The 19,050-nt window shown below is 72.1% G+C and carries 20 protein-coding genes; 3 read left to right on the plus strand and 17 right to left on the minus strand.

The features are described from left to right. The first annotated feature begins 23 nt into the window (after positions 1–23). A complete protein-coding gene (locus ACLQ29_RS01940; RefSeq protein WP_425769947.1) occupies positions 24–1,883 on the plus strand; it encodes a hypothetical protein in 1,860 nt (619 codons plus the stop codon). A gap of 87 nt (positions 1,884–1,970) precedes the next feature. Here ACLQ29_RS01940 and ACLQ29_RS01945 read toward each other — a convergent pair whose 3' ends face one another. The 11 genes from ACLQ29_RS01945 to ACLQ29_RS01995 form a co-directional block, all read right to left on the minus strand. Beyond that, the gene (locus ACLQ29_RS01945) at positions 1,971–3,302 is read right to left on the minus strand and encodes an NAD(P)/FAD-dependent oxidoreductase (protein WP_425769948.1); all 1,332 of its coding nucleotides are present in this window, start codon (positions 3,300–3,302) and stop codon (positions 1,971–1,973) included. Positions 3,303–3,404: 102 nt separating this feature from the next. After that, positions 3,405–3,965, minus strand: coding sequence for a hypothetical protein (locus tag ACLQ29_RS01950; RefSeq protein WP_425770151.1), 561 nt, complete (start codon positions 3,963–3,965; stop codon positions 3,405–3,407). Then, positions 3,965–5,407, minus strand: coding sequence for a DUF58 domain-containing protein (locus ACLQ29_RS01955; protein ID WP_425769950.1), 1,443 nt, complete (start codon positions 5,405–5,407; stop codon positions 3,965–3,967). The genes ACLQ29_RS01950 and ACLQ29_RS01955 overlap by 1 nt, the downstream gene beginning before the upstream one ends. Beyond that, entirely contained in the window at positions 5,407–6,414 is a 1,008-nt protein-coding gene (locus ACLQ29_RS01960; RefSeq protein ID WP_238644181.1) for an AAA family ATPase, read from the minus strand. Before ACLQ29_RS01960 ends, ACLQ29_RS01955 begins: the two co-directional genes overlap by 1 nt. Further along, positions 6,414–6,998: a hypothetical protein gene (locus ACLQ29_RS01965; RefSeq protein ID WP_425769951.1), complete on the minus strand. Its 585-nt coding sequence runs from the start codon at positions 6,996–6,998 to the stop codon at positions 6,414–6,416. Before ACLQ29_RS01965 ends, ACLQ29_RS01960 begins: the two co-directional genes overlap by 1 nt. Then, a complete protein-coding gene (locus tag ACLQ29_RS01970) occupies positions 6,995–7,777 on the minus strand; it encodes a DUF4129 domain-containing protein (protein WP_425769952.1) in 783 nt (260 codons plus the stop codon). The genes ACLQ29_RS01965 and ACLQ29_RS01970 overlap by 4 nt, the downstream gene beginning before the upstream one ends. 22 nt (positions 7,778–7,799) lie before the next feature. Beyond that, on the minus strand, positions 7,800–8,540 hold the full coding sequence (locus ACLQ29_RS01975) for a uracil-DNA glycosylase (RefSeq protein ID WP_425769953.1): 741 nt from the start codon (positions 8,538–8,540) through the stop codon (positions 7,800–7,802). After that, positions 8,533–9,219, minus strand: coding sequence for a dienelactone hydrolase family protein (locus ACLQ29_RS01980; RefSeq protein ID WP_393366460.1), 687 nt, complete (start codon positions 9,217–9,219; stop codon positions 8,533–8,535). Before ACLQ29_RS01980 ends, ACLQ29_RS01975 begins: the two co-directional genes overlap by 8 nt. Before the next feature lie 240 nt (positions 9,220–9,459). Then, positions 9,460–10,353 carry an LppU/SCO3897 family protein gene (locus ACLQ29_RS01985; RefSeq protein WP_425769954.1) on the minus strand — a complete coding sequence of 298 codons (894 nt, stop codon included), beginning with the start codon at positions 10,351–10,353 and terminating at the stop codon, positions 9,460–9,462. A gap of 130 nt (positions 10,354–10,483) precedes the next feature. Then, entirely contained in the window at positions 10,484–11,569 is a 1,086-nt protein-coding gene (locus ACLQ29_RS01990; protein WP_425769955.1) for an HAAS signaling domain-containing protein, read from the minus strand. Then, positions 11,566–11,898, minus strand: a complete 333-nt coding sequence (locus ACLQ29_RS01995) for a PadR family transcriptional regulator (protein WP_030328782.1) — start codon at positions 11,896–11,898, stop codon at positions 11,566–11,568. Before ACLQ29_RS01995 ends, ACLQ29_RS01990 begins: the two co-directional genes overlap by 4 nt. 574 nt (positions 11,899–12,472) lie before the next feature. Between ACLQ29_RS01995 and ACLQ29_RS02000 the strand changes: the two genes are divergently transcribed. Beyond that, entirely contained in the window at positions 12,473–12,664 is a 192-nt protein-coding gene (locus tag ACLQ29_RS02000; RefSeq protein WP_425769956.1) for a hypothetical protein, read from the plus strand. A 151-nt stretch (positions 12,665–12,815) separates the two neighbouring features. Here ACLQ29_RS02000 and ACLQ29_RS02005 read toward each other — a convergent pair whose 3' ends face one another. Both ACLQ29_RS02005 and ACLQ29_RS02010 read right to left on the minus strand, forming a co-directional pair. Further along, the gene (locus ACLQ29_RS02005) at positions 12,816–13,760 is read right to left on the minus strand and encodes an exopolyphosphatase (protein ID WP_425770152.1); all 945 of its coding nucleotides are present in this window, start codon (positions 13,758–13,760) and stop codon (positions 12,816–12,818) included. A gap of 22 nt (positions 13,761–13,782) precedes the next feature. Continuing rightward, a complete protein-coding gene (locus ACLQ29_RS02010) occupies positions 13,783–14,808 on the minus strand; it encodes an ArsR/SmtB family transcription factor (protein ID WP_425769957.1) in 1,026 nt (341 codons plus the stop codon). A gap of 108 nt (positions 14,809–14,916) precedes the next feature. On the opposite strand from ACLQ29_RS02010, the gene ACLQ29_RS02015 reads away from it, so the two are divergent. Next, positions 14,917–15,792 (plus strand): alpha/beta hydrolase family esterase, encoded by an 876-nt coding sequence (locus ACLQ29_RS02015; protein WP_425770153.1) that lies wholly within the window; start codon positions 14,917–14,919, stop codon positions 15,790–15,792. A 1-nt stretch (position 15,793) separates the two neighbouring features. Here the strand turns inward: ACLQ29_RS02015 and ACLQ29_RS02020 are convergent, their stop codons facing one another. Genes ACLQ29_RS02020 through eno form a run of 4 tightly spaced genes read right to left on the minus strand, consistent with a single transcriptional unit; the run spans position 15,794 to position 18,874 of the window. Continuing rightward, complete coding sequence (locus ACLQ29_RS02020; protein ID WP_425769958.1) at positions 15,794–16,330, minus strand: amino-acid N-acetyltransferase; 537 nt, start codon at positions 16,328–16,330, stop codon at positions 15,794–15,796. Next, on the minus strand, positions 16,327–16,884 hold the full coding sequence (locus tag ACLQ29_RS02025; protein ID WP_425769959.1) for a DUF501 domain-containing protein: 558 nt from the start codon (positions 16,882–16,884) through the stop codon (positions 16,327–16,329). The genes ACLQ29_RS02020 and ACLQ29_RS02025 overlap by 4 nt, the downstream gene beginning before the upstream one ends. A gap of 33 nt (positions 16,885–16,917) precedes the next feature. Further along, a complete protein-coding gene (locus tag ACLQ29_RS02030) occupies positions 16,918–17,559 on the minus strand; it encodes an FtsB family cell division protein (RefSeq protein ID WP_425769960.1) in 642 nt (213 codons plus the stop codon). A gap of 31 nt (positions 17,560–17,590) precedes the next feature. Then, positions 17,591–18,874, minus strand: a complete 1,284-nt coding sequence (gene eno / locus ACLQ29_RS02035; RefSeq protein WP_184181511.1) for a phosphopyruvate hydratase — start codon at positions 18,872–18,874, stop codon at positions 17,591–17,593. Positions 18,875–19,050: the final 176 nt, after the last annotated feature.

A 19,050-nucleotide genomic window follows, 5' to 3' on the forward strand; every position in this document is an offset into this window, starting at 1 on the left:
CTGGCCACATTAGGGTCGATCCCGTGAGCAGCGCAGCCCCCACGGCCCCCGACGCCGCCCCGGAGCAGGCCTTCCGCCTCGCCGAACGGGTCGACCGCCGGCCTCGGGTCACCCGCCTGCGGGAAGCCGTCCGCCGACACCGGGCGGATCTGCTTGTCGCTCTGGTCTGGGTCGCGCTCGCCGGCTGGCTCACCCACGGCATGTGGCCCGATCCGGCCGGCCGCACCCTCGCGCTCAACCCGGAGGACCAGACCCTCTACGAATGGTTCCTGGCGGTCGACGCCCGCGCGCTGCTCGGGGATTTCGACCTGCGCACCGACCGGCTCAACGCGCCCGACGGCGTCAACCTGATGGCCAACACCACGGTGATCGCGCTCGGCGTCGTCTTCGCGCCGGTCACCCTGCTGCTGGGCGCACCGGTCAGCTTCGCGCTGCTCGCCGCCGCCAACCTCGCCGGCACCGCTGTCGCCTGGTACCTGCTCTTCCACCGGACGCTGCGCGCCCGCCGGCTCGCCGCCGCGCTCGGCGGTGGCCTGTGCGGGTTCGGCCCCGGCATGGTCTCGCAGACCAACAGCCACCTGCACATGACCGCCCAGTGGCTGGTGCCGGTGATCGTCTGGCTGGTGGTCCGGCTGCTGCGGGCGGCCGACCCGGGCCCGGCGACCCCCGACGAGACCGGACGGGTCCGACCCGGCGGGCCGGACCGCCGACGGATGATCACCTCGGCGGCCGGGCTGGCCGGCGCGGTCGGCGCGCAGGTCTTCATCGGCGAGGAGGTGCTCTTCCTGGCCGCCGTCACGCTGCTGGTGATGGCGATCACCTACGCCGTGGCGGACCGGGACCTGGCCCGGCGGGCGCTGCCCGGCTTCGCCCGTGGGCTGGCCATCGCCGCCGGGCTCTCCCTGCTGGTGCTCGGCTATCCGCTGTGGTTCCAGTTCGCCGGCCCGCAGGGGGTTGCCGACGGCATGTTCACCCCGGCGTACTTCTCCGCCGACCTGGGCAGCTGGTGGGCGGTCTCCCCGCTGTCGGTGGCCGGCAGCGCCGAGGCGGCCCGGCTGACCACCGGTCCCGCCGAATACAACACCTTCCTCGGCTGGCCCCTCCTGCTGGTCACCGTGGCCTGCGCGATCTGGGTGGGGCGACGTCGACTGGTCTTCGCCTGCGTCGTGGCGGGCCTCGTGATGGGTACGCTCTCGCTCGGCCCCGAGGTGGTGCTCGGTGGCACCAGGACCGCGCTTCCCGGCCCGTACGCCCTGATCGGCGGACTCCCGGTGGTGGACGGAGCGTTGCCGATGCGGTTCGCGCTGGCGTTGCTGCCGATCGTCGCGACACTGCTCGTGCTGGCCGTCGACAGGGCTCTGCGCGGCACCGGCCGGGCCCGACGGCTGGTGCCACTGGCCGTCGGCGCGGCGCTGCTGCCGATCTTCCCGACTCCCCTGCCGACAATCGCTCGGCCCGCCGTGCCGGAATTCATCACCGGCGGCCACTGGCGGGAGTGCGTACCCCCGGGTGGGGTGTTGGTTCCGGTGCCGCTGCCCACGCCCAAGGAACCCGGGCCGATGCGCTGGGCCACCGCCGCCGACGCTGCCTTCAGCCTGCCCGAGGGGTTCTTCATCGGCCCGTACGGGCGGCGCGGCACCGCGGCGATGGGCACCTTCAAGCAGCCCACCTCCGCTCTGCTGGCGGACGTCGCCCGGCGGGGTGGTCAGCCGGCCATCGGCGACGAGCAGCGCCAGCAGGCCGCCTGGGACGCGGACTTCTGGGGCGCCTCCTGCGTGGTGCTGGCCGACGACGCCCCCCACGTGGAGAGCCTGCGTACCACCCTGGAGCAGCTCTACGGCCCCGCGACCCGGGTGGCCGACGCCTGGACCTGGCGGGTCTGACCACCGCCCCCGCACCCGAGCCCACACAGAGAAGGGCCCCCGCTCACCGGGTTCGGTGAGCGGGGGCCCTTCTCGGGCACCTCTGGGTCAGACGCGGGGAGCGCCGACCGGCTGGGACGCCTCGGCGAACTCCTCGCGCGGGTCGTGCAGCTGCCCCAGGGCGACCACCTCACGCTTGAGGAAGAACGCCAGGGACCAGTCCACCACCACCCGGACCTTGCGGTTGAACGACGGGATCCGGCTCATGTGGTACGTCCGGTGCATGACCCAGGCCGGCCAGCCGGTCATCTTGATCCCGTACACCTGGGCGACGCCCTTGTGCAGACCGAGGCTCGCGACGCTGCCGACGTGCTTGTGCTTGTAGTTGACCGGCTCGCGGCCCCGGATCACGGCCGTGATGTTGTCGGCCATCCGGGCGGCCTGGCGCACCGCGTGCTGCGCGCTCGGGGAGCAGAAGTTGCCCGGCTCCTTGGTGAGGTCCGGCACAGCGGCGCAGTCGCCGGCGCTCCACGCGCCCTCGACCACCTGGTCACCGTCGACGACCTGAAGCGTGGGCAGGCAGGTGATCCGGCGACGGTCGTCGCGGGGGAAGTCGGTCGCGTCAAGCATCGGCGACGGCTTCACTCCCGCCGTCCACACGATGGTGTCGGACCGGAAGCTGTCCCCGTCGGAGAGCTTGACCACCCCGTCGACGCAGGACTCGAGCCGGGTGTCCAGCCGGATGTCCATGTTGCGCTTCATCAGCTGCTGGACGGTGTAGGCGCCCATGTCCCTGTCGACCTCGGGCAGCACCCGCTGGGTCGCCTCGACAAGCACCCAGCGCACCTCGTCCTGCTTCAGCTCCGGGTAGTAGCGCAGGGCGTCGCGAGCCATGTCCTCCATCTCGGCGAGCGCCTCGATGCCGGCGTACCCACCGCCGACGAAGGTGAAGGTCAGCGCCGAACGGCGGACGTCGGCATCCGCCGTGGCGGCCGCCACGTCGAGCCGGTCCAGGACGTGGTTGCGCAGGTAGATCGCCTCGCCGATGGTCTTGAACCCGATGCCCTGCTCGTGCAGGCCGGGGATCGGCAGGGTGCGGGAGACCGAGCCCGGGGCCACGACCACGTGGTCGTACGGGATCTCCCGGGCCGGGCCGCTGATCGGCTGAACGGTGGCCACCTTGCGGTCGTGCTCGATCCGCGTGACCGTGCCGGCCACCATCTTGCACCGCTTCAACTCCCGGCGCAGCGGCACCACGGAGTGCCGTGGGGAGATGTTGCCCGCCGCGGCCTCGGGCAGGAACGGCTGATAGGTCATGTGCGGTTGGGGGTCCACCACCATGACCTCAGCCTCACGGGAGCTGAGCTTCTTCGACAGGCGCAGCGCCGCGTACAGACCGACGTGCCCGGCACCCACCACAAGGATCCGCTTCGGATTCACGTTGTCTATCTTTCCCCGGCCGGCTCAGGTAATGCCGCTCGCGGCCCCCATCTGTGACGGAGCACAACCTATGTGACCTGCGTAACCCTCCGGTCGCAGCGGTCACCGCCGTCGCAGCAGCCAGCCCAGCAACGCCGCCGTCCCCACGGACAGCAGCAACCCCAGCAGGGTCACCCACTGGTATCCGGCCTCGCCGCCCATGCCCGCGGCCTGCAACAACAGCACCCCGAGCACCGCGGTGCCCAGCAGAACGCCGCCCGCCCGCAGCAACCACCGGCTGATCAGCGCGGGGTCCACCACCGCGTCGTAGGGCAACAGCGCGGCAAGCGCGCAGAGGGTGTGCGCCAGGTAGAGCAGGGCGGCGACGGCGAGCAGCCGCCAGAGGGCGACCGGGCGGCCGTACCCGTCGGTGGCGAGCAGCCAACCGCCGACCGTGACCAACGCCGTGAAGACCGCCCAGACCCGGCGCGGGCCGAACGCGGGAAACAGGGCGGCGACCGCCAGGAAGAGGAGGGGACGGCCGGAAAGCACCTCGGCGGGGAAGGCCAGGGCGAACCCGGCAAACACGACGGCGAAGATCCCGGCCCGCACCAGCAGCGGGGCGCCGCTGATGCGGGCCACCGCCCTCTGTGCGGTCCGCACCCGCCCGGTCACCGCGTCGATCATCTGCCACCCACCCTCGGCGCCGTCGCCAACCGGGCCACGTCCCGCAACACCTGGTCCAGACTGCCGGCGCCGGCCCAGCGCACCACGGGTACGCCGTGCTCCCGGAGCTGCCCGATCATGACGTCCCGATCCAGGCGCCACAGCCGGTACGCCACCTCGGCCCAGCCCAGGTTCTTCGGCGCGGAAAGGTCGGTCGGCAGTGTGTCGACGGCCACCACGAACCGCCCGGCGCGGGCCAGCCGGGCGAGCATCTGCGCCGACCGTTCGTCCAGCAGCGGGGTCAACACCACCACCAGCGCGTCCGAGGAGAGCAGTTGCGGGCCGAAAACCTGGTCGTACGGCTCGTGCGAGGACGGGTGGACGTGCACGTCGAGCAGCCACTCCAGAACGGTCAGGTACTGCCGACGCCCGGCGGCCGGACGCAGCCGGCGAGCTCCCGGCCCGTACTCCAGCAGGGAGACCCGGTCGCCGCGGTGCAGGTAGTGCTCGGCGATCGCGGCCGTGGCCCGGACCGTGGTGTCCAGCACCGAGGCCGCGCCGCTCACCCCGCCGGAGCGGCCCGCCTCGGCGAGCACGTCGAGCAGCACCACCACCTCCGCGTCGCGGTCGGAGAGCGTCGCCGCCACGTGCAACTGCCGGGCGCGCAACGACACCCGCCAGTCGATGCGGCGCAGTCGATCCCCCGGGGCGAAGATCCGTACCCCGGCCAACTCGCCGCCCTCGCCGGGCCGGCGGGAGTGGTGCGCCCCGACGAGCCCGGCGGCGCGGGGCATGGCCTCGACGGCCTCGAACGGCTCGGTACGCGGGTACACCCGCACCCGGACCGGCTCGGTGAGCACCGCCCGGGAGACCAGCAGGCCGCCCGCCGTGGCGACCCGGGCACCGGCCGGTCCGACCGGATGCCGGCCCCAGCGCATGGCGTGGCCGGCCAGTTCCAGGTCCGCCACCGTCCCGGTGGGCACTGCGGTCACGAACGGCCGGTCGGCGAGGGAACGGCCCCTGCCGTTGGCCGGAGCCCCGCCGCCGGCCGGCGTCGCGGCGGCGGGCGGCACCTCGGGCACGTCCCCGTCCTGGGCGAAGCCGGCCCGGTCGATGCGCAGCCACGGCGACACGCGGGAACGCACCACCACCAGGTCGTAGTCGACCGTGTCCGGATTGCCGACGCTCACCGCAGCCGTCAGGCCGCCGCCCTCGACAAGCGGCCCGTCCGCACCCTGGGTGATCCACACCTGCGGCAGCGCCGTGGGCCGGCGGCGCAGCGCGTACGCGGTGCCCAGCGCGAACGGGGCGGCCAGCACGATCAGGTCGACACGCCCCAGCAGCACACCCGCCACCAGCAGCAGGCCGGCGAGCAGCACCGCCCGGCCGAGCGCCCGGGTGGGTGCCCAGCCGGCGGCCGGTTCCGGCTCGGTGGCCATCGGCTCGGTCGGTCCGGTCATCAGTGCCGAGGCCCGCCCGCGGCGTAGCTGGGCAGCGCGCCGCTCGCCGGGGCGGGGGTGGCCTCCAGCACCTCGCCGACCACGAACGCCGGGTCGACCCGGCGCAGCCACATCTCCGGGCGCAGGGTGATCCGGTGGGCCAGGGCGGGAGCCGCGACCTCCTTGACGTCCTCCGGCACCACGTAGTCGCGTCCGCCGAACACCGCCCGGACCCGGGCCAGCAGCAGCAGTGCCAGCGATCCCCGCGGGGAGGCGCCGACCAGCACCGAAGGATGCTCCCGGGTGGCCGCGGTGAGGGAGACGATGTAGCGGCCGATGGAGTCCTCCACCACCACGTCCTCCAGGGCGGCCTGCATGGCCCGCAGCGTGGCGGCGTCGACCACCGCCTTGATGTCCGCCTCCTCACGGCGGCGGCTCATCCGGCGGCGGAGCACCTCCCACTCCTCCTCGTGCTGCGGGTAACCGAAGGAGACCCGCAGCAGGAACCGGTCCAGCTGCGCCTCGGGCAGCGGGTACGTGCCCTCGTACTCGATGGGGTTGGCGGTGGCCAGCACGTGGAACGGCTCGTCCAGCTTGTAGGTCACCCCCTCCACCGAAACCTGCTTCTCCTGCATGGCCTCCAGCAGCGCGGACTGCGTCTTCGGCGGCGTCCGGTTGATCTCGTCGGCGAGCAGCAGGTTTGTGAAGACCGGCCCGGCCCGGAAGGTGAAGTCGCCGTTGCGCTGGTCGTAGAGGAACGAGCCGGTGACGTCGGCGGGGAGCAGGTCGGGGGTGAACTGCAACCGGCGGAAGTCCAGGCCCAGCGCCTGGGCGAACGAGCGAGCGGTAAGCGTCTTGCCCAGCCCCGGCAGATCTTCGAGCAGCACGTGACCGCCCGCCAGGATGCCGGCGAGGACCAGCTCCAACGCGTCCCGCTTGCCGACCACGACGGTGCCGACGGCGTCCAGGACCGCCCGGGCCAGGTGGCCGACCTCGGCGGGGGCAATGCTCCGGTCCACGTCGTTCATCAGATTTTCTCCAGTTCGGCGACGATCACCGCAAGGTCGCGTGGCGACGGGGTGCGGCGAGGCGGGGTCTCCAGGAACGTCCACAGCCGGTCACCCAGCAGGACACGGGCGCGGGCCGGGTCCGACTCGCGGGTGACACCGTGCTTCAGGCGCATCCGCTCGTCGGCCAGTTCGGCGATCCGGGGCAGGACCACCCCGGTGAAACGTTCGGGTCGGGTCGTGGACCAGTCAAGCGGCCACTCCCAGCGATTGATCGCGGTGCGCAACGCGTCCCGGGCACCCCAGTTGTAGCTGCCGTCCTCCTCGCCCGTCCCGCCCCGGCCACCCGCCGGCGACGGAGGTGGCGGCGCGAGCAGGGCGGTGACCCGGCGGACCGCGAGCACGGCGAGCACCCCGGCGACGAGGACGGGCAGCGAGACCTGCAGGCCGACCGCGCGGAGGCCGACGAGCAGCACCGCGACGACCGCGGCGGCCCACGCGAGGGCGCGTACCACCGGGCCGACCCGGGACCGGGGCTCCTGCGGGCCCCTCGGCGCCGCCTCCTCCTCGGACCCGAGCAGGTCGTCGATGCTGGTGCTGCTCATGGGGTCACCGCCGTGAGCTCTCCGCGCAGCCGACGAAGTGCGGCGCGAGCCTGGTCGCGGGTGCGTTCGTCGACCGGGCGGGTGGCGTAGCGGGCCTCCCGGTAGACGTGCGCGAACTCGGCCAGCACGTCGGTGCTGACGATCGCCGGAACGCCGGCCTCCGGGTCACCCCGCAGCAGCCGGCTGACCAGATCGGTGGGGGTGTCCCCGGCGAGCCGTGGCACACCGGCCGCGGCGGCGGCCTCCTCCAGGCGTACCCAGCAGGCGATCACCGCCACCCGCGGGTCGGTGTCCCGGTCGTCCAGCTCCACCAGGCCGGCGTCGAGGGCGGCGACCACCTCACGGGCGGTGCCCTCGGCGGTACGCCGGGCCCGCTGCGCCGGCAGGGCCCGGGTGGTGCGGCGCAGTACGCCCCGGATCAGAATCCAGGACAGGTAACCGAGGGCGGCGAGAATGGCCAGCCCGAGCAGCGCCACTGCCACGGTGGCGATCCACTGCGGTATGTGCGCCTGGGTGGCCTCACCGGCAGTACGCGGCTCGATCGGAATGGACGGCGACGGCTCGGCGGTCGGGTATTCGGGCACCCACGGGACGTTGTCCGCGGCCGGCGGAATCCGGCTGGCCCCGATCGACGAGTGCGCGGACGCCAGCGCGGCACCGGCGAGCAGGGCGGCGACCGCGGCGACCGGCCACCACCGGCGGAGCAGACCGAGCGCCGGGCGCAACACCCCCGGCTCGGCGGCCTGCGACGGGGCGGGGGCGCGTGTTCCGTCCGTCATCGCCACCACCCCACCGCGTGTCTCAGTCCACCCCGGCCAGGTGCTTAGCCTGGTCGAAGACGTCGTCCAGCATCTTTGGTGTCAGCCGCCCGGTGAAGGTGTTCTGCTGGCTGACGTGGTAGCAGCCCAGCAAGTCCGGAGCGGCTGTGCCGGACCAGTGTGCCCCATGACCGAACGCCGGTCGCGGGCTGGGCGGGCGCTGCCCGTACACCTGGCGAAGCACCGGCCACCACGAGGCCCAGGCGAACGCGCCGAGCGCGACGACGACACGCAGCGTGGGCTGGATCAGCGTGACCTCGCGGTGCAGCCAGGGCGCGCAGTTGTCGCGCTCCGGCGGGGTCGGCTTGTTGTCCGGAGGCGCACATCGGACGGCCGAGAAGATCCGCAGGTCCCGCAGGGTGAGCCCGTCGTCGGCGGCGAGGCTTGTCGGCTGGTTGGCCAGCCCGGCCCGGTGCAGCGCGGCGAACAACACGTCACCGGACCGGTCACCTGTGAAGATCCGGCCGGTGCGGTTGCCGCCGTGCGCGGCGGGCGCGAGCCCGAGAATGGCGATCCGGGCGTCCCCGGTGCCGAAGCCCGGCACCGGGCGACCCCAGTACTCCTGATCGCGGAAGGCGGCCCGGCGGGTGCGAGCCACCTCCTCCCGCCACCGCACCAACCGCGGGCAGGCGAAACAGTCGCTCACCGCCGCGTCCAGGTCGGCCAGGTCGGTCGCCCGCGCTGCGCGGGCGACCACCTGCTCGGGGGTACGCGACTCAGCCAAGCTTGGCCCGGAAGAGTTCCAGGGTGCGGGCCCAGGCGCTGGCGGCGGCGCGCTGGTCGAACGCCTCCGGCCGGTCGTCGTTGAAGAAGGCGTGCGAGGTGCCCGGATAGTCGTAGAGGTGGCAGTCGCCGCCGGCCTCCTCGATGGCCCGGCGGGCGGTCTGTACGCCCTCGGCGGCCGAGGTGCCGTCCTCTTCGGAGCAGTGCACGACCGCGGCCTTGCCGGCGTAGTCGGCCCAGTCGGGGCGCATCGACTCCCACGGCAGCACCGGATAGAAGCCGGCGGTCGCGACGATCCGCTCGGAGACGGTGGCGGACCACAGCGCGAGGCTGCCACCGGCGCAGAAGCCCACGGCACCGACCTTACCGGTCACCTCCGGCCGCCCGGCGAGATAGTCGGCCGCGCCGGCGATGTCCTTCGCCGCCTCGTCCATCCGCATCGCCATCAGCAGCCGCTGCGCCTCGTCCGGCTCGCTTGTCGTCTCACCGTGGTAGAAATCCGGGGCCAGAGCGACGAAGCCGGCCTCGGCGAACCGCTCCGCAACCGACCGGATGTGCGGGACCAGGCCCCACCACTCCTGGATGACGATGACGGCGGGGCTGGCCATGCCACTGGCGGGTATCGCGAGATACCCCTCGCTCGTACCCCCGTTGCTGCGGTAGGTCACCATTTCGCCCATGGGCCGTCCTCCTAGCGGTCAGTCATCGTTGGCTGGTCGCCCAGTGGTCCTAGTGCCGGTAGCCTGCCATGCCGCGCCGCCGCCGGGAAGACGCCGGAACAGTGGCATTCACCTCCCGTTTGCCCGCCGCTGACCCGGGGTACGCCGACGGCGACGGGATGGCCTCCCGTCGCCGTCGATGCCGATCTACCGCTGTAATCGGGCCTTCCTGGTCAGGCCCTCGTAGTCAAGCCTTCGTGGTCAGGCCTTCTTGGTCAGGCAGAGCACGTAGCCCGTCTTGCCGGGCAGGATGCTGGAGTAGATGTACCCCTCCTCGTCCGGCTTGAAATACTGCTCACACGCGGTGTCGGCCCTGGCCTGGGCCTCGGTCTGGTTGTCGACCCGACCGACCACGTTGTACACCGCCTCGGTGGAGGTGCACTCGACGATCCGGGCGTCCGTGACCTTCTCCTGCTTGGTGCCGGTGACCTCGGGCAGCTTGGCGATGCAGTCGCCGGCCTTCGCGGCAGCCGTCTCGTCCTTGTTGATGAGGTTGCCGATCGCCGAGACGACACCGAACTTCAGGCCGGCCACGACGACGATCGCGAGGATCACGCCGACGATGCCGAAGGCCTTCTTCGCACCAGACTTCTTCACCTCCGGCTCGGCCGACTCCGGCTCGGCCGAGTCCGACTCGGCGGACTTCAGCTCAGCCGACTCCGGCTCGCCCGAGTCCGACCCGGTCGGACGCGGCTCGGTCGACTTCGGCTCGGCCGGAACCGACTCGCCCGACTCCGGCTCGGCCGACTTCGGCTCGGCCAGACCCGACTCGCCCGACTCCGACTCGGTCGACTTGGGCTCAGCCGGACGCGACTCGGCCGACTCGGGCTCGGCCGGCTCGGAGCCGGTCGGACCCGACTCGGCCGCCTTCGACTCGATCAGACCCGACTCGGTCGACTCGGACCCGGTCGGACGCGGCTTGGTCAGCTCCGACTCGGTCGACTTCGGCTCGGTCGACTTCGGCTCGGCGGGACGCGACACCCCCGCCTTCGGCTCGGCCGACCGGGGCGTCTCGACGGTCGGCTGCGGCGCCTCGACGGCCGGCTCAGCTGGTGCACCATCGGAGGCGGGGGGCGTTGCGACCTGCTCTGGCACGGGGGTTCCTTCCGAGGGGTTGATGAGCAGACGACACCGTAACGATCATTGATTTCCGGTGTCGTCCCGCCCGCCTCGTCCGTTCAGTTATTTCCCACCCTGGCCCACATGATCCAGTTCACACCGTGGCTCAGCTCGTCGGGGTGGGGCTCGGTGTGCCGGCCGGTGTCGCGGGCGGGCCTGCCGAGGGCGCGTCGGACGCCGTCCCGCTCGGCGTCGGCGTGCTGGTCGGCCCGGCCGGTGGCGTACCGGTCGGCCCGGCCGGTGGCGTACCGGTCGGCCCGGCCGGTGGCGTACCGGTCGGCTCCGCCGGCGACGAGTTGGGCGCGACCGGCGTCAGGATCGGGTTGGGCCCGGCCGGAGCGCGAGGGCCGAAGGGCGCCCGGCCCAGGCAGTACGGGTACGGGCGCAGCAACGGGGCGCCGTACTCGTTGACCGGACCGTCACAGTCCGGGTAGCCGAGGCGGATCGGATTGCCGTCCTGGTCGAAAAGCCGGGCGTTCTCCACCAACCGGCCCTCACTGTCGTAGACGAAGACGTCCCGGACCTGGCTGTACTGGCTGTCGACCGAGGTCTGGTCGTAGTAGTAGCCACGGTCGATCCGGTCCTCGAGATTGACCAGGGCGCCGAGCGCGAAGATCACCAGCACCGCGCTGCCGACCTGCAGCGCCGAACGCGGCCATCGGGTCAACTGCGCGGAGCGGCGACCGAGCCAGATCGAGGCGAGCACGAGGCCGACGAGCATGACCATGCCGGCGAGCAACTCGCCACCAAACCGAGGCAGCAGCCCGTAAGCGTCACCGCCGGTGCTGATCGTGCTCAGCAGCATCGCGGCCAGATAGCCGCGCAACACCCACCAGGCCGGGCGCAGCAGGCGGAGGAAATCGCTGGCGTGCGCGTACCCCAGGGGTGGTCCGAGGCGGGTGTCGATCGCGCTCAGCCGGCCGCGGAGCCGGGCCATCGCGGCCGCGACGCGCTGGTCGAGATTGCGCCCACTGCCGCCCGGGGCGGCGCCGGCCGCGGCGCGCAGCTCGGCCGCGTACGTCTCGGGCTCGCCCAGCCGCTCGACGAGGGTGCCCTCGGCCTCGGCGGCCACCTCGCTGAGGTGGTCGGCGAGATCCTCGATCAGCTCGTCGCGTTGCGTGGGCGGCAGGTCGGCCAGAGCTGCCCGGACCCGCGCCACATAGTCGGTGATCTCCTGCTCCGCGACGGTCATGCCGCCATCCCCCGATCGTCGAGCAGACTGTCCATTGTGGTGGCGAACGAGCGCCAGAGCTTGCCGGAGCGGGTCAGCTGGTCACGCCCCGCGGCGTTGAGTGAGTAGTACTTGCGGTGCGGCCCGGATTCGCTCGGCACGACGTAGGTGGTGAGCAGGCCGGCGGCGAAGAGGCGGCGCAGCGTCCCGTAGACCGAGGCGTCGCCGACCTCTTCCAGGCCGGCCTCCCGCAACCGGCGCAGGATGTCGTAACCGTAGCCGTCCTCCTCCCGGAGCACGGCCAGGACGGCCATGTCGAGCACGCCCTTCAGCAACTGTGTGGTGTCCACGCAATGCACACTACTCTGCATTGCGAAGTAGCGTCAACGCGTTCCCCCCGACACGCCCACCCGTGATCGACTCAGTTTGCAGGAAGTCGGGGCATCAACACGACCCGGATGCCGCACCTTCCACGGAAGGCGAGTCGATCAACCGCCCGGCGCGGATCCTTCCAGACCCTCCGAGCCGAGCGAATCGGAAGCAGACCTCTTGGCGGTCCAGCCCACGAACCTGGTGAACAGGTCGGCCGGAGACGGGACGGGGTTCGGATTGAGCTTGATCAGATCTGCGGTCGCCTCGCAAAGCAAGCCAGCCATGTAGATGCTCAGACCAACACGATCCCGTCGATACTCCATCAGCAGCAGCAGCAGTCGCGCGGGCTGGCACGGCCAAGGGGCAGCGCACACCCGGCACAGCCACAGGGGCCGCATGGGTAGGTGCGGGCGTACGGCCCGACGCTGGCGGTCACGAACTGGAGGGCCACCTGTCGCCGACATCCCTCGATCATGCTACCGCTGTTGGCGATCGTCAACCACGATCGCTGTTACTGATCGTAGAACAATCGACGGTACCTACCGTCAACCCATGGGCGAGTTTGTTGGGATCGCTGAGATACGAGACATGCTCGGTGGGGTATCGCGCGCTCGGGCTTCCGTGATTGCGTCCCGGCGCGATTTTCCGGCCCCACATCAGGTGTTGCGGATGGGGCAGATCTGGCGGCGCACCGACGTCGAGAAGTGGATCCGGCAGCACCGGCCTGACCTGACGACGGACTGAAGCGAAAGCCGGTCGGGCCGGGTCGGACGTGATCGACTCGGTTTTCGGGAAGGCGGGGCATCAACACGACCCGGACACCGCGCCTTTACGGAAGGCGAGTCGATCAACGACCCGGACGCCGCGCCTTCAATGAAGGCGAGTTGATCAACGCCTAGCGCGCGGCGGTTGGCTGGAGGCTCCAGGCGATGCCGTCGAGGATGTCGTGCTCCGAGGCGACCACCGACGGCATCCCGGCCCGCTCCATGATCACGCGGAGCACCAGCGCACCCGCGCCGATCACGTCGGCCCGGCCCGGGTGCATCACCGGGATCGCCAACCGCTGCGCACGGGTCTGGCCCAGCAGGTCGGCTGTCACCTGGGCCACCGCCTCGTACGACACCCGGGCGTGGTGGATGCGCTCCGGGTCGTACTCCCGCAGGTCCTGCGCGATGGCGACAACTGTGGTGACCGACCCGGCGAGGCCGACCAGGGTCGCCGCCTCGCGGCCGGGCACCACGGCGAGCGCCCGGTCCACGGCGGCGGCGATGTCGGCCTCCGCCGCCGCGACCTGCTCGGACGTCGGCGGGTCGCCGGGCAGGTGCCGCTCGGTCATCCGGACACAGCCGATGTCCACCGAGATCGCCGCGCGCACCCCCGTGGCGCGGTCACCGACCACGAACTCGGTGGAACCGCCGCCGATGTCGACGACCAGGAACGGCTCCTTCGCGGCGGCCGGCAGGCCGCGTACCGCGCCGGTGAACGACAGCCGGGCCTCCTCGTCGCCGGTGACGACCTCGGGCGCGACACCGAGGGTGCCCCGCACCATCTCGGTGAAGTCGTCGGCGTTTGCGGCGTCCCGGGAGGCCGAGGTGGCGCACATGCGCACCCGCTCCGCGCCCAACTTCTCGATGTCCGCCGCGTACGACGCCAGCGCCACCCGGGTCCGTTCGATCGCCTCCGGCGCCAACCGGCCGGTGCGGTCGACACCCTGGCCGAGCCGGACGATCTCCATCCGCCGGGTCAGGTCGACAAGCGGCGCCGGCGACCCGGTGGACTCCTCGGGCAGGTCGGCGACAAGCAGTCGGATCGAGTTGGTCCCGCAGTCGATGGCCGCCACACGCGTCGTCACGGCAGCAACCTTACGGCAGGACGGGCCGGCGCCCCGCAGCTTGCCGGGCGGCCGAGCCGCCGGACGAGCCGCTCGACAACTCCGCGCCGAGCGCGGTCAGGTGATGCCGAACCGCCCCGCCCTCCCGCTCGCTGGCCACCAGGCCGGCCGACCGCAGCGCGGTAGCGTGCTCCGAGGCCGAGGAGAGACTGATCCCGACGGCCTGGGACAGCACTGTGGTGGTCATCCCGCCGTCGACCGCCAGCCGACGCAGCACCAGCGCCCGGGTGGCGCCGAGCAGCCGACCGAGGGAATCACCCCCGGTGGTGGCCCCGAGTGTGGGCAGCACCGTCGGGTAGACGAGCAGGATCGGGCGATCTGGCTGCACCAGCACCCGCGGACGGGGTCCGGCCAACGGGGAGGGCAGCAGGATCAGCCCGTGGCCGGTGCCGGACAGGTTCCCGCTCCACCACGTCCGCACCTCCAGCACCGGCTGCCGCCACCGGATCTCCGGGTGCAACCCCGCGAAGAGGCCATCCAGGCCGTGCTGCGCCAGCCGTTGGCTGGCACAGGTCACCTGCTGGCCGTACGCGCCGGTCAGATCGGACCAGAGCGGGGCCAGGACCGCGTCGAACCAGGTGCGGACGGCCCCGCCGAACAGCTCCAACACCTCCGGGTCGGCAGCCGCGAACCGCCGCCGCAGCGGGGTGACGGCCGTCTGCGCGTACGAGGCGGTGGCCTCGGCACGGATCCGCTGTGCCGGAGTGGCCCGGATCGCCTCCAGGCCGGCCTCGACCGACTGATTGCCGGACCACGGGGTGACGAAATCCGGCAGCCGCCCCCGGGCGGGAAGCAGGTGCCGCAGCGTCGCGGTGGCGGCCCGCGCGGCGCCCGTACGCTCGACCGCCGCCGCGCGCTCGGCGAGTGCCGGCGCCAACGCCGCGACCGTCGGGTCCCGCAGCCACTGACCGGCCAGCAGCGCGATGCCCACCGGATGCAGCCGATCGGCGAACCGCACCCGGCACAGGTCGGCCGGCCCGAGCTGGAGACGAAGCATGAGGGACAGCCTGCCTCCCTTCGCCCAGGGCCGAAAGGGTTGATCCACCAGCGGGCCACATCCAGAGTGGGCGACGGGTCTACGGGGGGGGTGGCCGACGTGCGGCGAATGATGGCGGTGTTAACGGGGCTCTGCCTCATAGTCGTGGCTCCGGCCTGCGGTGAGCGGGGGCGGCCTTCGCCGGCCCCGCCCTCCGCGCCCACCGAAACTCCGACCGCGGGTGACCACGACCTCACCCTGAACCACAACGGCCAGGAGCGCACCTACCTGCTGCACGCACCACCCGGGTACGACCCGAGCCGGTCGTCCGCGCTTGTCATCGCGCTGCACTTCTATCCCGGAAGCGCCACCGGCGTGCAGGAGCTGGCCGGCCTGGACGCGAAGGCCGACAAGGACAACGTGCTGGTGGCGTACCCCGACGGGGAGGGCGGCGGCTTCAACGGGCTGGTCTGCTGCGGCAGCGCGGACGACGTCGGTTTCCTCACCGCCCTCACCGACCACCTGGTGCAGACCTGGCACGCGGACCCGAATCGGGTCTTCCTCACCGGCATCTCGAACGGCGGCGACATGAGCTTCCGGGCGGCGGTGGAGAGCACCGGCAAGTTCGCCGCGATCGGGGTGGTGAGCGGTGGGTACAGCGGAAAACTGACCACGGCCGAGAGTTACGTGCCGAAGAGCCCGGTCTCCGTGATCACCTTCATCGGCGGCCAGGACCGGCAGGCCTCGACGTTCCAGACCGGCATGAAGACCTGGCAGCAGCGGCTGTCCTGCCGACCGAGCCCGAAGGCGTCCGGGGTGCCGGGCGTGACGCACACGGTGGCGAGCTGCGCGGACGGCAGCGAGGTGAGCGTCTACACCCTGCCCGAGATGGGCCACAGTTGGCCGGGGGCGACGACCGGGTCGCTCGCCGCCTCCTCCGCGGGGCTGTCGGCCACCGACCTGATGTGGGAGTTCTTCGCGGCGCACCCCCGCAAGGCCGCCTGACCTACAGGCGCAGCAGCATCCGGGTGTTGCCAAGCGTGTTCGGCTTGACCCGCTCCAGGTCCAGGAACTCCGCGACACCCTCGTCGTACGAGCGCAGCAACTGCTCGTACACCTGTTGGGGCACCGGAGCGCCGTCGATCTCCTGAAAACCGAACGCGCCGAAGAACCGCGTCTCGAAGGTGAGCACGAAGATCCGTGCCAGCCCCAACTCCCGGGCGGCGTCGATCAGCTCGCCCACCAGCCGGTGCCCGATCCGCCGGCCCCGACAGACCGGATCCACCGCGACCGTACGGATCTCGGCCAGGTCCTCCCACATGACGTGCAGCGCGCCGCAACCCACCACGGCGCCGTCGGCGGGGCGGACCGCCACCCGGAACTCCTGCACCTGCTCGTAGAGGGTGACTGTCGCCTTGCTCAGCAGCCGCCTGTCGTTCGTGTAGGTGTCGACCAGCCGCCGGATGCCGCGCACGTCCCCGGTGCGAGCCCGCCGCACCAGGATCTGACTCTCGGGTGCCGAGGACCCGGCCGGCGCGCTCATTCGCCCGCCGCGACGTCCACGCACGGGCCCGCCGTCCACCAGGGCTCGACCAGCTCCAACGTCTCGTCACCGAACGGGTTCACCCCGGGGCCGGCGCCCAGCGCGTGCCCCAGGTGCACGTGCAGGCACTTCACCCGCCCCGGCATCCCACCCGCCGAGATACCGGCGATCTCCGACACCTCGCCGATGGCCTCGCGGCGGGTGAGGTAGTCCTCGTGCGCGGCACGGTAGTGGGCGGCCAACTCGGGATCCGTCGTCAGCCGGTCCGCCATCTCCTTCATCAGCCCCGCCGACTCCAGCCGGCTGCACGCCGCGGTGGCCCGGGGGCAGGTCAGGTAGTAGAGCGTGGGGAACGGCGTGCCGTCGGCGAGACGGGGAGTCGTCTCCACCACGTCCGGGAGCCCGCAGGGGCAGCGGTGGGCCACCGCCCGGGTGCCCCGGGGCGTCCGGCCGAGCTGCGCGGCGACCGCGGCCAGGTCCGCCTCGGTGGCCGGCTCACGCTGCGGCAGGGGTACGGAATCCGCCGCCGGCTCCGACGGTGGTACGACAGTCACGGTGCCATCTCTCCTGGGGTGCTGGTCGGTGGATCACTTGCCCGGCTGTTGGCTGTCCGCCGCCCGCACGCTCGACCAGAGCGTGTCGTACCAGGTCGATGGTCCGGCCGGGGCGGCCGCGCCGGCCGACTTCCCGGCGTCCCGGGCGGCGCCCTCCGCGTCGTGCAGCACCACCATCATCTTCTCGCCCGGCGGACCCATGAAGAAGCGCTCCCGAGCCTGCGTCTTGATGTACTCGTCGTCCTGCCAGTTGGCGGCCTCGGCGGCGAGTTTGGCGATCTCCGCCTCCTGCACGGCCTGGGCCGCCTCCATCCGCTCGATGTCGGCCTGCTGGTCCAGGTAGACCCGGACCGGGTAGGTGTAGGCCAGCGCGAGCGCGATCAGGACCGCGAACAGCACGGTGGCCCGACCGGTGAAGCGACGGGGGTGGGGTGCGGTGAGCCGCTTGACGGCGCCACCGGCGGCAGTACGCCGAGCGGCGGCCGGACGATTCGCGGAGCGGACGCCCTCGGCGCCCCGGGCCGCGCCCGGAGCCCGACCGGCGGTGCCGCGCGGCTCGGCGCGTACGCCGGTCTCGCGGACCGATCCCCGGTTGGTCCGGCCACCACCCGACCGACCGGACTGACCCGGCCGGCGGGCGGGACGTTGACCACCCGGTGTGCGGCGCTGCTGCATCGTCACACCCCTCCCCCGAGGCTTCGTGCGCTCAGGCCGAACGGTAGCGCGGGAACGCGCCAGCGCCGGCGTAGCGCGCCGCGTCGGCCAGCTCCTCCTCGATCCGGAGCAACTGGTTGTACTTCGCGACGCGGTCCGAGCGGGCCGGCGCGCCGGTCTTGATCTGACCGCAGCCGGTGGCCACCGCCAGGTCGGCGATGGTGGTGTCCTCGGTCTCGCCGGAACGGTGGCTCATCATGCACTTGAAGCCGGCCCGGTGGGCCAGGTCCACCGCGTCCAGGGTCTCGGTGAGCGAACCGATCTGGTTGACCTTGACCAGGACCGCATTCGCCGACTTCTCCGCGATGCCCCGGGCGATGCGCTGCGGGTTGGTCACGAACAGGTCGTCACCGACGATCTGCACCCGGTCACCGATCGAGGCGGTAAGCGTCTGCCAGCCACTCCAGTCGTCCTCCGCCAGCGGGTCCTCGATCGACACGATCGGGTAGTCGCCGGCCAACTTCGTGTAGTAGTTGCTCATCTCCTCGGCGGACTTCGCGGCACCCTCGAAGGTGTAGGTGCCGTTGTCGAAGAACTCGGTGGCCGCCACGTCGAGCGCGAACACGATGTCGGTGCCGAGCCGGTAACCGGCCTTCTCGACCGCCTCGGCGATCAGGTCCAGGGCCGCCGCGTTCGTCGGCAGGTTCGGCGCGAAGCCACCCTCGTCGCCGAGCCCGGTCGACAGGCCCTTCTTCTTCAGCACCGACTTCAGCGCGTGGTAGACCTCCGCGCCCGAGCGCAGCGCCTCACGGAAGGTCGGCGCGCCGATCGGCGCGACCATGAACTCCTGGATGTCGACGTTCGAGTCGGCGTGCGCGCCACCGTTGAGGATGTTCATCATCGGCACCGGCAGGAGGTGGGCGTTCGGGCCGCCCAGGTAACGGAAGAGGCTCAGCTCGGCGCTGCCGGCAGCGGCCTTCGCCACCGCCAGGGAGACCCCGAGGATGGCGTTCGCGCCCAGCTCCGACTTGCTGTCGGTGCCGTCGATGTCGAGCATCTTCTGGTCGATCAGCCGCTGCTCGCTGGCCTCGTACCCGATGATCTGGTCGACGATCTTGTCTTCGACGTTGGAGACCGCCTTCTCCACGCCCTTGCCCTGGTAGCGGTCGGCGTCACCGTCGCGCAGCTCGATCGCCTCGAAGGCGCCGGTGGAGGCGCCGGAGGGCACGGCGGCGCGGGCGACCGTGCCGTCGTCCAGGCCGACCTCGACCTCGACCGTGGGGTTGCCCCGCGAGTCGAGAATCTCCCGGGCGACGATTCCCTCGATGGTTGCCACTAAGTCGCTCCTCGTTGTTGTGATCCGGTCCGTGGGTGGGCCGCGACGGTGCGGCTGAGGCAGGTGTTGAACGCAGCGTATCGGGCCGCGCGAACGGGCACGGCGTCGCCCGCGCACCCGAGTCGCCCCGCATTGACGGACATTCCCGGATTTCCGGGCGTCAACCGGCAACGGGT

It is taken from the genome of Micromonospora sp. DT228 (assembly GCF_049841595.1).
Taxonomy (GTDB): Bacteria; Actinomycetota; Actinomycetes; order Mycobacteriales; family Micromonosporaceae; genus Micromonospora.

Excerpts from the sequence above, each read along its gene's own strand:
- ACLQ29_RS01955 (WP_425769950.1), bottom strand. The coding sequence starts at position 5,407 with ATGACCGGACCGACCGAGCCGATGGCCACCGAGCCGGAACCGGCCGCC.
- ACLQ29_RS01965 (WP_425769951.1), bottom strand. The coding sequence starts at position 6,998 with ATGAGCAGCACCAGCATCGACGACCTGCTCGGGTCCGAGGAGGAGGCG.
- ACLQ29_RS01970 (WP_425769952.1), bottom strand. The coding sequence starts at position 7,777 with ATGACGGACGGAACACGCGCCCCCGCCCCGTCGCAGGCCGCCGAGCCG.
- ACLQ29_RS01980 (WP_393366460.1), bottom strand. The coding sequence starts at position 9,219 with ATGGGCGAAATGGTGACCTACCGCAGCAACGGGGGTACGAGCGAGGGG.
- ACLQ29_RS02030 (WP_425769960.1), bottom strand. The coding sequence starts at position 17,559 with ATGCAGCAGCGCCGCACACCGGGTGGTCAACGTCCCGCCCGCCGGCCG.
- ACLQ29_RS02000 (WP_425769956.1), top strand. The coding sequence starts at position 12,473 with ATGGGCGAGTTTGTTGGGATCGCTGAGATACGAGACATGCTCGGTGGG.
- ACLQ29_RS02015 (WP_425770153.1), top strand. The coding sequence starts at position 14,917 with ATGATGGCGGTGTTAACGGGGCTCTGCCTCATAGTCGTGGCTCCGGCC.
- ACLQ29_RS02010 (WP_425769957.1), bottom strand. The coding sequence starts at position 14,808 with ATGCTTCGTCTCCAGCTCGGGCCGGCCGACCTGTGCCGGGTGCGGTTC.
- ACLQ29_RS01990 (WP_425769955.1), bottom strand. The coding sequence starts at position 11,569 with ATGACCGTCGCGGAGCAGGAGATCACCGACTATGTGGCGCGGGTCCGG.
- ACLQ29_RS01960 (WP_238644181.1), bottom strand. The coding sequence starts at position 6,414 with ATGAACGACGTGGACCGGAGCATTGCCCCCGCCGAGGTCGGCCACCTG.
- ACLQ29_RS02020 (WP_425769958.1), bottom strand. The coding sequence starts at position 16,330 with ATGAGCGCGCCGGCCGGGTCCTCGGCACCCGAGAGTCAGATCCTGGTG.